Raw genomic sequence first — 13929 nt, 5'->3', positions numbered from 1 at the left:
CGGTTTGGTCCTGTGCTCGCCCTGTCGGCTCGCTGCGCCACCGACGGTGAGCAGACCCCAGACCGAGCAGGACCCCGGGCGACACTCCTGATCCGCCGCCGTATACGGGCAGCAGCCCGCCGAAGGCGGTTCGGGGCTGAGCGACGAGCAACTGACCGATATCGCTGTCGCAGCGGGAGTTCCCGACACCGCCGGCGACTGCATCACCGGCGGCCACTACACCGACTGGGTGGCCGACTCCACCCAGTCGGTGCTCAAGACCATCAACGCCACTCCCACAGTCCTGCTCAACGGCGAACCGATCGCCCTGAGCACACCCGGTGCTCTCGACGCCGCGGTACGTGCCATCCCGTGAACGGCATGACCGACATCTCCTACACAACGGTATAGACCAGCATCTTTCGGGGCGGGATGGGGGAATGCGCATTGCAGGAAGCATAGGGCTGCGCGCATCACTGATCCTGGTGATCGAACGTTACGAGTTGCTCGTGGATCCCAGCTGCGTTCCTTCGTGCGGCCTGAACCCGGTGCAGTCCGGGGTCGATGCCGATGATGACCCAGTAGTAGAGGTACCCGGTGACGATGAAGTGGATATTCATCACCTCGTGTCCCCAGTGGTAGCGGACCAGCTCGTCGAACAGCGGGCTGAAATACACTGCATAGATGGAGAGGACGAACAACCCGACCGCGACGGCGGGGTTCGACAGCACTCGCATCAGTGGTGAATGGACCACCCACACGATCCATTCCCGCGGTCCCGGCATCCTGTCCTCCCGAGCTGGGGGCAGCGCCCGCAACGCGAGCGTGACCGGCCCGCCGAGCACGAGCAGGACCGGAACGAACATGTTGAGCGTCATGTGCGCACCCATATTGACGCTGAACATCGCCGAACCGTATGCAGCGAGACCTGAACTCGTCGCCACCAGCAACGCCAGGCACCCGGTCATCCAGGCGATGGTACGCCCGAGGGGCCACTGATCTCCGCGCCGTCGCAACCGCAGAACTGCCCACCCGTACAGCGCGATCAGGACGACTGCCGCGCCGCCGGTGACGAAGTCAAACCGCCAGAAGGTCGCGAACTGCTCGAGCGAGGGAGCGTCAGACGGTTCTCAGGCTCGATCGGCCAGCAGTGAGCAGGGTCGCGTATCCGTCGGGACCGACCCGGCCCACACGGCAGAAACGGGTACAGACTATCCCGTATACCAATGAGCCCATCGTGATCGCGGCGGCGAGTGAGACGGTGAAACGGAGCAGGACGTACAGAAGCGATGTGAAGGTGCCAGGGAACGAGTCACCGCTGGCTGCGTGTCGGGTGTCCCCCGAGCGGACGGTGACGACAACGACCAACGCGGCCGCGCATACGAGCGCGATCGCAAGGACGTAACGCACACACAGCGACTGGCGTGTGCGCGAAATATGGTGCGGTGAATCGGTTGTCACATAGCCTCGTTCGATGTCGCTGTACTGCAGTGGCGTCGGTCGATCATCGGTGTTACACGACGCCCATCATGATCGCCATTCCGGCTGCCATCGCCACCTCGCACGCCGCAGCGACACTCTGCGGCCGCGACGCCGGTAGCGCATCGACGGCGATATTACCTGCCTGCGATCCAGGCGAAGGATGTACAGGTGCGAGAGCAGTGCTCTGTTCGGCGACGAACAGACGGTAGAGCCACACGATCGCTGCGACAGCGAAGACGACTGTGAGCGTGAGTGATACCGCGGAGATCCATCCCGGTCCGCTCATCGCGGCCGTATGGTCAGGACTGCTCATGTCCATGTCGGGGGTGTGTGCGTGCGCGCCCATTCCGGACATGTCACCGTCGGCGGCGTCGGCGGTGTGATCGTGCGCGGCGGTGCCGGGAAGCCACCCGGCCATCACCGCGACCATCCACACCATCGCAGCCATCATGAACACGTGATAGCTGCCCATCGCAGGTCCGTGGGGGTGCTCGTCGACACCGGTCGTGCCCGGTGCCGTGCGTGCTGCGGAGATCGCGAACCACACCGTCGCCGCGGCAAAGAACACTCCCTGCGGTAACAGCGGGACGCCGAGCCCCCACGGCCACGCCATCGCAATCATGGCCGCGCACATCACGAGGTGGAACCCGTGGTCGATCCGTACGTTCCACTGCGCGGCGCGGATGATGCGGTACACGCAGTATCCGGCCGCGAACACGAACAGTGCTGTGGTGATCCACCGCAGCGAACTATCAGCGATCACGACGCGTCCTGCCGATTGTGTGCATCGATACCCGGTGCTCGATCCGCGTCGGCTCGTTCTTCCCGCGACGGCAGCGACGCGGATTCGAGTGTGGTTCCGCGCGATCGACGGTGGTGACGTAGTCCCAGAGCGACGTCGACGGCGACGAACACTGCCAGTGTTATTCCGAACAACGGCATGTACCAGCCCAGGATCACTGCGATCACTACCGCGGTTACCGCGGCCCACGGCGGCATCCGGCGCAGCGCCCCGCGTTTGGCAGGTGGTCCGAACCTGATTCCTCGTGCCCGGGTCGGGCACCGCAGCCACCACATCCGGTAGCCGCGAAGGATGACGGCGATCAGACCGATAGCGGTGAGCGCCAACAGGATCTGGTTGACGAGTCCGAACAGGATGCCCATGTGGGCGTCGATGGTCCAGTTGGTCATCTTGGCCATGAGCGGCCAGTTCGCGAACTCGACCTTGTCGATCACCTGGCCCGACGCGGCATCGACGGCTACCGAATCGTAGCGTGTGGGCCAATCACGTTTGGCCTCTTGCACTTTCCATGCCTGTCCCTCTTCGGCGGGAGGAACGAGCTTCATCGGTGCCTGCAGGCCCGCGCCCTGGGCGGCGGCCTCGACACCGTCGATTCCGCGCCTTCACCGATCACGGTGTCGGTGACCGGCGCACCGTCTCCCCCGTGGTGATCACCGCCTGCATTCTCGCCCGTTCCGGCAGGATGAGTCTCGACCGACGGTGTCGTTCACGACAGCGCCGTACGTACGTCCCCGATGGTCTCTCCGGCATACCGTGACCACGTCAAACCGGTGACCGAGAGAAGCAGGAGAGCGGCGATGATCCACACCCCGACCGTGCCGTGCCACGACAACGCGCGGGCGCGGCCCCTCTTCCTCGGCTCCGGCACCAGAGCAGCTCTGGCGGCTTCGGAGGCACTGGACGAGCGTTGGCGGACCCGGGCGTCCACAACACGAGCCCGCCGAGTGCGACCACCCACAGCCAACTGGCGGCCAACTCACTGTAGTTACGGCCCAGATCGCCGAGGTGGAGGTTGCGGTGCAGTTCGTCGATCCACGCGCGCACCGGGAGCCACTCACCGAACGTGGTCAGTTCTCCGCGGACCTGCGCGGTGTAAGGGTCGACGAACACGGTCCGCCCGTACCCCTCGGGAACGTCGTCGACCGCCAGCACGACACGGGTGGGTGCTCTCGGCGTCGATGGGGGGCCGGACCTCGGTGATCGAGCCTTCTGGGTGGGCGGCCCGGGCCGCGGCGACCTGCTCACTGAGCGGCAGCTGCTGATCGCCGACCTGATCGACTGTCAGTTCGTGGCGATGAACGTAGTCCGACAACTGCGGGCTGATGGTGTACAGCAGGCCGGTCACGGCCGCGATCAGCAGAAACGGTCCGACCAGGATGCCGGCATAAAAGTGCAACCGCAGCACGAACGGCCTGATCTGTGGCCACAACGGGATCTTCGTCACCGAAGGCGGGGTGTCACCGGGCGCAGGCGGTCGATCGATTTCACTGGTGGACATCTGCGTGTTTCGGTTCCTTCTCCTCGGGCTGCACTGGGCGCTCAGCCGGTCCTACTCGTGCAGTAGTCGGGCCAGCGGTCCCGGAAGTTCCCGATAATTCCGAGCCGCGTACTCGAGAACTATTCGGGTGTCACGCCCCGACTAGGTCCTCGTAGGGCTGCGACCCCGCCACGAGCTGCCGGTGTAGGTGTCAAAGTGAAGGAGATTCGACGGGTTTCCCGTCCAAAGAGCTACTGCTCAGTGGAACGACCTGATCTCGTGGCCGGACAAGTCCTCGACGGCTACGCTTGCGACCCGTCCCAGGGATACTCAACTGTCGAGCAATTCGAACAGACCGGTGCGGCCGTGTACGGAGCAAACTTCTGCTCCTCAACCGACGCTCAGAGCACCGAGAAGTGGTACTGCAGGCCGTCGTACGCCCATTTTCCCGCACCATCCCCGGCGAAACACCAGGTGAGCGTGTTTTGAAATCAAAAAGCCTGTCGGAGGTGCGCACTACAGTTCTTGCCATGGCAGAACGGCAGCTCGGTGAGGTCCTGGACGCAGATTCAGTTGCCCTGGTGAGTGGTGCGGTGGTGTTTCCGGACCTGTCGGCCGAGGTGGCTGCGCGTATCGAACGGTCGATGGCGTCGGCGCGGTCTGCCGCAACCCGCCGCGCCTACGATTCGGCGTGGCGGCGATTCGAGACCTGGTGCACTGCCGCCGGGCACATCTCGTTGCCGGCGCACCCTGCGACCGTGGCTGCGTATCTCGTTGACGCGGCGGACTCGCTGACCGTCGACGGAGTCCGGGCGTATGCACCGTCGACCTTCGGCAAATGGGTCGCTGCGATCACCGACCGTCACCGCGGGCTCGGCCACGACACCCCGTGTGGCCACGAGATGGTGCGCGCCACCCTCGCCGGTATCCGCCGAGACTACGCCGCCGCGGGGGAGCGCCCCCGCAATCCCCGCGCCCCACTCCTGACGTCCGATATCACTGCCATCGTTGACGTAGCACGTGCCGGTGTCACCGGCTGGGCCAGTGAAGTGCTCGAACGCCGCGACACCGCACTACTGCTGATGGGGTACTCCGGGGCATTTCGGCGCAGCGAACTCGTGGACCTCGAATGTCGTGATGTGCGCCGCGATCGCCTCGACGGTGCGCATGTCCGCCTGCGGCACTCGAAGACCGACCAGGACGGAACCGGAACGGTGAAGGCGCTGCCGTTCACCGACCGGCACGAATCATGCCCGGTCTGCGCGTGGGTTCGCTGGCTGCAGATCGTTGCTGCATTCGATACCGGTGGCAGAACCGCGATCATTCGTTTGCTTTCCCGCGCAGCGAAGTTCGACTCCCATCTCTGCCACAGCACCCTGCCCACCGCTGACACGCGGTCGGCGCTGTTCCGGTCGATCCGCAAGAACGGCAACCTATCCCAGACCGCACTGTCGGGTGCGGCAGTGCACGCCGCGATCCGCCGCCGCGCCGGCCGCGCCGGCTACGACGCAGACCTTCTCGCCCAGCTGGGCGGACATTCACTGCGTGCCGGATTCGTCACTCAAGCGTTCCGTAACGGTGCCGACGCACACGCGATCATGCGACAGACCGGACACAGAAGCCCGGGAATGGTCGAAATCTATGCCCGCGAGAACGCGCCTCTGGTCGGCAACGCCGTGAACGATCTCGGCTTGTGACCCTCATGCACGGCACCGACACCTCGACGAGCGGCGACAACACCGACCTTGTCCGAACAACTCCAGTATCGAACGACACTGTCCCGGAACGGGGTCGACACACGTGGTCGCTGTTCGCGGACTGGTGCACCGCTCATGATCAGTCGGCGTTGCCGGTCTCACCGGAGTTGTTCGTTCGGTTCCTCCGAGCCAACCCTGCCGCGCCGGCAACGCAACGTCGTCGCATCGCCGTCATCGACGCTGTTCATCGAGACCGCGCCCTGCCCCCGCCGGGTCGCGGTCAGAGCGTGCGAGCGGCTCTGGACGCGCTGCGTGCAGCGCGTTTGCGCGACACCGCAACTCGGATCGGCGGCATCGTCACGCGCCTCCCCGGAACAGGGTGGCCGGCGGCGTTGTTCGCTCGCCGAGATGCACTGGTCCTCACTCTTGCCGCGGCCGGGCTGCCATACACCGAGATCGCGGCACTGCGAATAAGAGATGTCGCCGTCGAACCCGAATTCGATGCCCTCACAATCGAAACGGGCACCGGTGTACATGCCGTCACATCGTTGGAGCTCGTGAGGGCGGGCGCATCACCGAGAAAGGTGTACAGGCGCTGGTACGAGGTCCTGGCCCACGGCGAGCGGCACCCCAGCACACGCATGCTCGCCGACGCCATCGAGCACGTCGACGGAACCGAACTCGCCGACTCCGTTACTCATCTCGACCCAGGCAGCGAACGGCCGTTGTTGACCACGATCGACCGGTGGGGCCATACCCCGCTGGTCGCAACCCCTCTCACCTCCCGGGGAATAGCCGATATCGTTCGAGCACACCTCGGGGGACGCGCTCCCACGCACATACCGCCCCCCGTCCGAGAGACGAACCCAAAGCGTGTCTTTACGCTCGAGCCTGCATCGGCGGTCTCGCTCGACCCTGGTTACTACGAACGCGGCACACTCGCACGAAGGCACTCCCACGCGCTCCTCGACGACGTCGATTCGGTTCTTGCCGATGTCGAAAACCGCGCAGACCGACTGCTCAGGGAACTTCTCGAGTTCTTAGATGCGGAAATGCCGGAGTGCGAGCAATAGTCTTCAGCGCGCGACGATCCCAGGTGTCACCCCGCAGGAGCGACCCCTGTTGTGAGTGAGTCAGCGAACATTGCACCGAACGACGACCGGGTCTGTGTCGAAAGTTCGCACGCGGGCTTCACGGTCTCTTGGTACGGGGTGGTCGTGTCGCTGGACCTCGTCTCGCGGTGCGCTTCCGATCCACTGCATCGATGTCTGCGTTGATGGTTCGGCGACGTTTCCTGAGGGTCAGTGCCGACAGCGGCAAGCGCGGTGAGAAGTACCAACACGAAGGGGATGTCGAGACTGGTCAGTGCGTCGATGGTCACGATCGCTCCTGCAGCGACACACACGAAAAGCAGGCGTGCACCGTCCACGCAAGCGCATCCCGATCGTGTGCGGCGGCTGGTTCCGGCACTGGCGATCCTCGCCGCTGGGGTTGACCCCAGTCGCGCTCTCGTCGTCTCGCAGGTCGTGTTGTCCTTCGGTATTCCGATCGCGCTGATTCCGTTGGTGCGGTTCACCTCTGACCGCATGTTGATGGGCAGCGATGTCAAATTACCGGATCACTCGATATGCAGCCCGGTTCATCGCGGGAATCGTCGTCGCACTCAGCATTGCACTGATCCATCTAACCGTCGTCTGATTGTGCGCGGGTGAACGTCTCCTGCTTGCCTCTGTGTTCCAGGACCGATTACCGCTCGCGATGGTGGTGGTGTGCGTGGGAAATCGGAATCAGTGGGTTCTTCCGCCGCTCAGGGGGAGTCCGTCCTCGAAAGAAAGAAGACTTAGTGCGGGCCACCAGATTTGCAAGCAACGCAATCGATGCCCCCAGTTTGGATGACGACGAAGCCGCCCACCACCTTCAAGACATCAACCCGCGTGCGGATCGTAGACGGCGGTGACAGTCGATGCCGGCCGGCCCGTTCCATGCTTGGGGTCGAGACGTGATTGCCTCCGGGGCGTTGCCTCAGTCTGGATGGTGCAAGTCTGCCCACTAACTACGCACATTGTTCGGCATCGATCGCATGATCGAGCAGGACGCGAGAGGCTGCCTCACACTGAGTAGCTCTCTCACAGGTCGTACACTACGGCGTCGCCGATGACGCGGATGGCGACCCTGTCGCCGGGCGTCAGAGCCGTGGCGCCGAAGCGGCGCACGGTGACCCGCTGGGCCATAGCGGTGTCCGCGGTGTCGAGGCGGATCCCGAGCAGCATCTCCGACCCGAAGTACTCCACGTCGACGACGGCCCCCGATGCACCCGCGCCGTCGGTGGTCACCTCGATTTGCTCCGGCCGCAACATGATTCGGGCTGCACCTTCGATGGCGTTCGGGGAAGGGGCGACGGCGACGTCGCCGAGGGCGCAGCGGGCACGGCCGTTCTCGATGTGGGCCGTCAAGATCACGGCGTCACCGATGAATTCCGCGGTGGTGACGTCCACAGGGCGGGAATAGATTTCACGAGGTGTACCGATCTGTGCGAGCCTGCCCGAGCTCATCACCGCAACCCGGTCGGCGAACGACAGGGCCTCGGGTTGATCGTGGGTGACGAGGATGGTGGTGATCCCAGCCTTGGCGAGGACGTCGGCGACGATCCGTCGAGTGTTCGCCCGCAAGCCGGCATCGAGTGCCGAGAACGGTTCGTCGAGCAGCATCAATTCAGGTTCACGCGCCAGCGCCCGCGCGAGCGCGACCCGTTGCTGCTGGCCGCCGGAGAGCTGGTCGGGTCGACGTGAGGCGTAGGACGAATCCAGCGACACCATCTCGAGCAGTTCGGTGATCTTCGAGACGGTGCGGGCACGGCGTGGCAGGCCGAACCCGATGTTCGCGCCGACCGTGGCGTGTGGGAACAGTGCCCCGTCCTGGGCGACGTACCCCACCGACCTTCGGTGCGCAGGCGTCCAGCCGGATCCCGCGACGACCTTCCCGGTCAGTGCGACAGTGCCTGCGTCGGGTTTGTCGAAACCCGCGATCAGACGCAGCAGCGTCGTCTTACCGCAACCGGACGGTCCGACGATGGCTGTGGTCGACCCGGCATCGACAGCGAACTCAACACGACGTAGCACCGTCACAGGACCGAACGACTTGTCCAGCCCATCCACCTCCACCGCGTATGTCATAGTCCTGCCGCCTTTTTCGACTGGGAGAAGAGAACGTAGGTCATGGGCAGAGACAGCACGATCATGATCAACGCGTACGGAGCAGCCCCCGAGTAGTCGATCTCGCTGCTCAGCGACCAGAACTGCATCGACAGAGTGCGGGTTCCGGTCGGTGCCAGCAGCAATGTCGCGGTCAACTCGTTCACGATCCCCAAGAACACCAACGCACCGCCCGCTGCGGTGGCCGGCGCAGCCAATCTGAGAGTCACCCGAAAGAAACTCGACAGCGGTGACAGACCCAGCGACCGAGCCGCCTCGTCCAACCCGACGGGCGCCTGCGCGAGCCCCGCCCGCAGGTTGACCAATGCGCGTGGCAGGAAGAGCAATGCGTAGGCCGCGATCACGACGACAACTGTTTGATACAGCGGATTTGCGTACCGAATGGCGACGGTGACGAACGCCAACGCAACCACGATGCCGGGCAACGAACTCGAGATGTAGGTACCGCCCTCGAGGACACGGCTGAACCGTCCGCGGTGGCGAATCGAGATCCACGCGACCGGGAACGCGAGTGCACACGTCATGACCGCACCGGCAATTCCGAACCCGAGCGTCTGCAGCAGCGCGGACGAGATTTCGTCCCACTCCCACACCGCGCTGCCGCCGACGACAAGCCACCGCAGAACACTGGCGATCGGGACTCCGAGAGACAGTGCGATCAACATCCCCAGGAAGACGAGCGCGATCGGCGAATACTGCCAACCGAGTTCTGCAGGCACGGCCGGGCGGGCTGCACCCGAGCCGATGCGGGCATACCTGGCACTGCCACGCACAACCGCTTCGATCACCAACAATGTGAGGCACAGCAATACCAGCACCCCGGCGAGCATGGTCGCCGCCGCTCCGTTGAACGTCGATTGATACTGCTCGAAAATCGCTGTAGTGAATGTGTCGAAGCGGATGAAGACGAAGGCACCGTATTCGGCGAGTAGGTGCAACGCGACCAGAAGCGCGCCGCCGGCGATTGCCAGCCGCAGCTGCGGCACCACGACGCGAAAGAACACTGCCCACGGTCCGATTCCGAGTCCTCGCGCCGATTCCTCGACCGCGGGGTCGAGCCTGCGTAGCGTCGCGGCCACGGGAATGTAGACGAGAGGAAAATACGAGAGCGTTGCGATCAGAACGCCGCCGCGCAGCCCGCCGAGGGAAGGGATCGCCGTCACCCATGAGTAGCCGTTCACGAACGCCGGGACAGCCAGCGGCGCGGCAAGCAATACCGCCCACACCTTCGCTCCGAATACTCGTGTGCGCTCGACCAACCAAGCAGCCGCGACGCCGATTGCGACACAGATGGGCACCGTGATCACTACCAACATCACGGTGTTGGCCAACAATTCGCGGACCCGCGATCGGAACAGCAGCGCCGACGCGGTGGCCCAGCCGGTGTCCACGCTCTCCACGATCACGTACCCGAGCGGGATGAGCGAGATCGCCACGACAATCACTGCGGTGACAGCCAGAGGCAAGGGCATACGCGACCGGCCTGCTGGGCACCGCAGCGTGTGGGCCGGCCCCCGTTGTTCTCGACCGTTCGTCGTTGGAATCAGAGCAAACCGGCTTCGGTCATGAGCTCGGTGACCTTCGGGCTGTTGAGCTTCGCCGGGTCCACCTGCGGGGCCTGCAGTTCGGTCAAGGGGACCAGATCCGCGTTGGCCGCCACTTCGCTGCCCACCGAGTACTCGAACGACATCCCGTCCCGCAGAACTTCCTGACCCTTCGGTCCGGTGACGAACGCCAGGAACTGCTGCGCTGCATCCTGTTTCGCGCTGGACTGCAGGACGCCGCCGCCGGAGACGCTGACAAATGCGCCGGGGTCTTCGTTCTTGAAGTAGTGCAGGGCGACGTTACTGCTGTTCTCTCCGGTCTTGGCCTGATCGCCGAACCAGTAGTAGTGGTAGATCACGCCGCCCGGGATTTCTCCGGCGTTGACGGCTTTCATCACCGTGCCGTTACCGTTGTAGGCGCGGACGTTGTTCTTCATCCCCTCCAACCAGGTGCGTGTAGCGTCCTCGCCTTTCAACTCGAGCAGCGCACTGACGATGGCTTGGAAATCGGCTCCCGACGGCGATGCTGCCCAGCGGTCCTTCCAGGCGGGGTCCTGCAGGTCCAGGAGTGAGGCCGGGAGCTGATCGGGGGTCAGCATGTCCGTGTTGTAGGCGAACACGGTCGAGCGGGCGGCGATACCCGTCCACTTGCCGTTCGACGGGCGGTATTGGCTCGGAACCTGGGCCAGCACGGCCTGGTCGACGTCGGTGAACAGACCCGCGTTCTCGACGAGCGTCATCGCCGGAGAGTTCTCCGTGAGGAACACATCCGCTGGCGATCGGTCACCCTCCGCTACGAGTTGGTTGCCGAGTTCGGTATCGCTCCCTTGGCGCAGGTCGACCTCGATGCCGGTCTCCGAGGTGAACGCGTCGGCCCATTCTTTCGTCAGCGACTCGTGTTGGGCGTTGTAGACGGTGATCCGGTTGTCCCCGCCCGGGTCGGACTCAGCGCTCGAACACCCCGACACCGTCAACAGTGCCGCGGTCGCCAGTGCGAGGCCCGCCATCAGTTCGATCCGCTTGCTCATCGTCCGTCCTTCGCATTTACCGGACCACCTCCGGTCGTCCCCGCCGCCATGGTACTTAGAGGATTGGCAAACCTAATGCCCGGCCCTGTCCCGCTCCACGGTAGACGGGCGAGCACGAAGGTCGCGGCCTGCCAGTAGACAACCCCCACGACGATCGACAGGGCGAATGCTGTCCAGGGATGGTCGTCGCGCAGCGGTAGATAGACCTGAAAATGGGTCAGGTAGATGTAGAGTGACGCGCTTGCCAACACCCCCGCAACCCGGCCCACAACTGCGGGACATGGGACGGATGTGAGCCACACCAGCAGGCAAAGTCCGACAATCACGATGACTTCTCGCTGGATGTCGCCGAAGAAGAACCCGGGAATCGATAGCACGATTGCCGCGGTGACCCCCACTCGATGCCACACGGTCTGCGCCCGGGCGGCGGCCCAGCCGAGGGCGAACAACCAGAAGACAACCGCCGCGGTCAGAATGCGATTGCGGCTGTCGTCGATCTCGATCAATCCGTAACGGGTAACCAGGCCCAATGCCACCAACCCCATAGGAAACCAGAACGGGTGACTGCGTTCGAGACGTGCGACCGCCGGAACATAGAGCACAGCGGCGGCTACGAGGACGATGTACACAATCGCCTCGACGAACCAGTATCGCCATTCGACAGACCAACCGTCCGGGCCGAAGATTCCGTTGAGCAGCAATGCACTGGTGATGCGGTAGTCCCCGGTCAGAGCGATGATGGCCCCGATCCACACCATGCTGGGGATGGCGATCCGAGCGACGCTGCGCACAGCATTGCGTGCGCGGGCGGTGCGATCGACCGCGCCGAGGTGGAAGCGGGCGAAGTTGTAGCCGGCGATTCCGAGAAGCACGTGCGCCCCGCCGAGCACCGAAAACAGGTGTATGTGCGAGCCGGTGATCAGCACGATCGCAAGGGCGCGCAGCACAACGTTGGTCTCCACCCGTCGCCAGCCGCGGCGCAGGTGCGGTGCCTGAACGAAGTCCACGACTCGGGTGTTGTGCCAGTCCGCCGGGAGGTGACCGAGCAGCTCCTCCAGCCGAATGGACATCCGCACATACGACAAAGAGTCACCGCCCAAGCTCACGAACGTGCTGTCGTCGTCGACCCTTGCGTGATGCAGGACCTCGGCATACATCGCTTTGACATCGGTGGTCTCGGGCTTTGTCGTCGTCGAGGTGGGCTGAACAGGGCCGGGCTTGCCTGCGAATTCCGCGACCGCTCGCGCATCGGGTTTGCCGGTGGAGGTGCGCGGCAGCTCATCGACGACACACACCCGAACTGCTGTTGCGGGAAGGCCGCTGAACTGTGCTGTCAAGCGTCGCACGTCGGCGACGTCAGCGTTCTCCGCGACGACGACGAGTTCGTCCGTGCCGTCGGTGCAGCACACGGTCAATCCCAGGTGTGCGAGCGCGGACTCGACGCGGTGCAGATCGATACGTAGACCGAACACTTTCGCGAAACGGCTGCGTCGGCCGACCACTTCGTACAGTCCATCGGCCGTTCGCCGGGCCAGGTCGCCTGTTCGCAGCTCGCCGGCGAGCGTGTCACCCAGGCGCAAGTCGCCGGGGTCGTGTGCGTAGCCGAGCATGACGTTCGGCCCCGAATAGACGAGCTCACCCGTCCCGTCCGGGGCATCCGCGACCGGATCGAGCCGAAAGGACCCGTCGGGAATCGGCCGTCCGATGGAATGCGGATGAGCGGCGGCAAGATCCGGTGGCAGATACGCCATTCGGGCGGTCGCCTCCGTTTGCCCGTACATGACGAACAAGTCCCATCCCTGGCGTCGGCCCAGCTCGGCATACGTGCGGACGCGATCGGGCGACAGCTTTCCGCCGGCCTGCGTGACGTACCGCAGGTCGTGAAGATTCAGCTGTTCGAACCCGATACGGTCGAGCAGATCGAAGGTGTACGGCACACCCGCGAAGGTGGAGGCGCGGTGGGTGCGCGCAAGGTCCCACAGTCGAGTATCTGTGACCGAAGAGTTGGTCAGAATCAAGGCGGCACCGCGCAGGAGGTGGCTGTGGACGACCGAAAGCCCATAGCAGTAGTGCATGGGTAGCGTGGTCACGGCACGGTCGGTGGGGCGGATGCCCAGGTATTCGGCAATCGACTCGGCGTTGGCCTGCACGTTGTCGTGCGAGAGACGGACGAGTTTGGGTGATCCGGTCGAACCCGAGGTGCTCAGCAGCAACGCGAGATCAGGGTGCAGCTCATGTCTGGATTGTCGATCGAGTTCTTCGACGACTGTGTTGCCGTCGAGGGTGCGCACCACCACATCGGGCCGATATGTGTCGATGAGCCCGTCGAGATGGTCGGGATTGTCGTCCGAGGCCAGCAGTACGGGGTGTCCTGCACGCAGCGCCGCGAGGTAGGTGACGACGACCTCGACCTTGTTGGTGCCGGCGATCAGTACCAGACGACGGCCACGTCCAAGTCTGGCCGCCTGCCGGTCGATGCGCTCGTCCAGGTCGCGGTAGGTGATCGTCTCGTTCACCGATATCAGACCCGGTGCGTCACCGAATCTGCCCAAATCGTGCGCTAAGCGCACACTGGGGCGTTTCGGGCGGTTGAAGTCTCTGGGCACCGAGCGAGTCTATAAGGGCTGCCGAACCTAACCTTCCGGCGACGAATACGACTCCGCGCCCGCGCGGACGAGCGTGGCTCGTCTGTCCACACACCGCTCGGA

Annotated in this window: 13 protein-coding genes and 2 pseudogenes; 4 read left to right on the top strand and 11 right to left on the bottom strand. The window is 64.4% G+C overall.

Annotation, left to right across the window (positions count from 1 at the left end; all coding sequences use genetic code 11):
* Positions 1-217, bottom strand: a 217-nt coding sequence (locus AB0O58_RS24920; protein WP_231893869.1) for a hypothetical protein, incomplete at its 3' end; no start/stop codon positions are given.
* Between the two features lie 12 nt (positions 218-229).
* Here AB0O58_RS24920 and AB0O58_RS24915 point away from each other — a divergent pair.
* The gene (locus tag AB0O58_RS24915) at positions 230-355 is read left to right on the top strand and encodes a hypothetical protein (RefSeq protein WP_268987753.1); all 126 of its coding nucleotides are present in this window, start codon (positions 230-232) and stop codon (positions 353-355) included.
* A 166-nt stretch (positions 356-521) separates the two neighbouring features.
* Here AB0O58_RS24915 and AB0O58_RS24910 read toward each other — a convergent pair.
* From AB0O58_RS24910 to AB0O58_RS24885, 6 genes and pseudogenes are all read right to left on the bottom strand, one after another.
* A pseudogene (locus AB0O58_RS24910) lies at positions 522-1094 on the bottom strand (cytochrome c oxidase assembly protein); the annotation flags it as partial.
* A gap of 398 nt (positions 1095-1492) precedes the next feature.
* The gene (locus tag AB0O58_RS24905; RefSeq protein WP_008720441.1) at positions 1493-2224 is read right to left on the bottom strand and encodes a DUF5134 domain-containing protein; all 732 of its coding nucleotides are present in this window, start codon (positions 2222-2224) and stop codon (positions 1493-1495) included.
* Complete coding sequence (locus AB0O58_RS24900) at positions 2221-2808, bottom strand: PepSY-associated TM helix domain-containing protein (RefSeq protein WP_008720449.1); 588 nt, start codon at positions 2806-2808, stop codon at positions 2221-2223. Before AB0O58_RS24900 ends, AB0O58_RS24905 begins: the two co-directional genes overlap by 4 nt.
* A gap of 161 nt (positions 2809-2969) precedes the next feature.
* Positions 2970-3071 (bottom strand): hypothetical protein, encoded by a 102-nt coding sequence (locus AB0O58_RS24895; RefSeq protein WP_268987754.1) that lies wholly within the window; start codon positions 3069-3071, stop codon positions 2970-2972.
* Complete coding sequence (locus AB0O58_RS24890) at positions 3026-3415, bottom strand: PepSY-associated TM helix domain-containing protein (protein WP_268987755.1); 390 nt, start codon at positions 3413-3415, stop codon at positions 3026-3028. The genes AB0O58_RS24895 and AB0O58_RS24890 overlap by 46 nt, the downstream gene beginning before the upstream one ends.
* Positions 3318-3761 carry a PepSY domain-containing protein gene (locus tag AB0O58_RS24885; RefSeq protein WP_008720451.1) on the bottom strand — a complete coding sequence of 148 codons (444 nt, stop codon included), beginning with the start codon at positions 3759-3761 and terminating at the stop codon, positions 3318-3320. Before AB0O58_RS24885 ends, AB0O58_RS24890 begins: the two co-directional genes overlap by 98 nt.
* A 509-nt stretch (positions 3762-4270) precedes the next feature.
* Between AB0O58_RS24885 and AB0O58_RS24880 the strand changes: the two genes are divergently transcribed.
* The 3 genes and pseudogenes from AB0O58_RS24880 (at position 4271) to AB0O58_RS24870 (ending at position 7135) form a co-directional block, all read left to right on the top strand.
* Complete coding sequence (locus AB0O58_RS24880; RefSeq protein WP_008720452.1) at positions 4271-5437, top strand: site-specific integrase; 1167 nt, start codon at positions 4271-4273, stop codon at positions 5435-5437.
* A gap of 5 nt (positions 5438-5442) precedes the next feature.
* Positions 5443-6510 carry a hypothetical protein gene (locus AB0O58_RS24875; RefSeq protein ID WP_032373364.1) on the top strand — a complete coding sequence of 356 codons (1068 nt, stop codon included), beginning with the start codon at positions 5443-5445 and terminating at the stop codon, positions 6508-6510.
* Between the two features lie 276 nt (positions 6511-6786).
* Positions 6787-7135, top strand: a pseudogene (locus AB0O58_RS24870) (divalent metal cation transporter).
* Between the two features lie 428 nt (positions 7136-7563).
* Here AB0O58_RS24870 and AB0O58_RS24865 read toward each other — a convergent pair.
* The 4 genes from AB0O58_RS24865 to AB0O58_RS24850 all read right to left on the bottom strand — a co-directional run bounded on the left by AB0O58_RS24865 (position 7564) and on the right by AB0O58_RS24850 (position 13773).
* Positions 7564-8610 (bottom strand): ABC transporter ATP-binding protein, encoded by a 1047-nt coding sequence (locus tag AB0O58_RS24865; RefSeq protein ID WP_008720455.1) that lies wholly within the window; start codon positions 8608-8610, stop codon positions 7564-7566.
* Positions 8607-10121, bottom strand: coding sequence for an iron ABC transporter permease (locus AB0O58_RS24860; RefSeq protein WP_080733225.1), 1515 nt, complete (start codon positions 10119-10121; stop codon positions 8607-8609). The genes AB0O58_RS24865 and AB0O58_RS24860 overlap by 4 nt, the downstream gene beginning before the upstream one ends.
* Before the next feature lie 71 nt (positions 10122-10192).
* On the bottom strand, positions 10193-11221 hold the full coding sequence (locus AB0O58_RS24855) for an iron ABC transporter substrate-binding protein (RefSeq protein WP_008720459.1): 1029 nt from the start codon (positions 11219-11221) through the stop codon (positions 10193-10195).
* Positions 11218-13773 carry an AMP-binding protein gene (locus tag AB0O58_RS24850; RefSeq protein WP_241256931.1) on the bottom strand — a complete coding sequence of 852 codons (2556 nt, stop codon included), beginning with the start codon at positions 13771-13773 and terminating at the stop codon, positions 11218-11220. The genes AB0O58_RS24855 and AB0O58_RS24850 overlap by 4 nt, the downstream gene beginning before the upstream one ends.
* Positions 13774-13929 lie beyond the last annotated feature (156 nt).

It is taken from the genome of Rhodococcus sp. NPDC080181 (genome assembly GCF_040702225.1).
GTDB classification, from domain to species: Bacteria; Actinomycetota; Actinomycetes; order Mycobacteriales; family Mycobacteriaceae; genus Rhodococcoides; species Rhodococcoides fascians.
This window is presented reverse-complemented; position numbering and strand designations above follow the sequence as displayed.

Coding starts and splice junctions, on each gene's coding strand:
- AB0O58_RS24900 (WP_008720449.1), bottom strand. CDS start 2,808: ATGAAGCTCGTTCCTCCCGCCGAAGAGGGACAGGCATGGAAAGTGCAA.
- AB0O58_RS24885 (WP_008720451.1), bottom strand. CDS start 3,761: ATGTCCACCAGTGAAATCGATCGACCGCCTGCGCCCGGTGACACCCCG.
- AB0O58_RS24880 (WP_008720452.1), top strand. CDS start 4,271: ATGGCAGAACGGCAGCTCGGTGAGGTCCTGGACGCAGATTCAGTTGCC.
- AB0O58_RS24875 (WP_032373364.1), top strand. CDS start 5,443: ATGCACGGCACCGACACCTCGACGAGCGGCGACAACACCGACCTTGTC.
- AB0O58_RS24865 (WP_008720455.1), bottom strand. CDS start 8,610: ATGACATACGCGGTGGAGGTGGATGGGCTGGACAAGTCGTTCGGTCCT.
- AB0O58_RS24860 (WP_080733225.1), bottom strand. CDS start 10,121: ATGCCCTTGCCTCTGGCTGTCACCGCAGTGATTGTCGTGGCGATCTCG.
- AB0O58_RS24855 (WP_008720459.1), bottom strand. CDS start 11,221: ATGAGCAAGCGGATCGAACTGATGGCGGGCCTCGCACTGGCGACCGCG.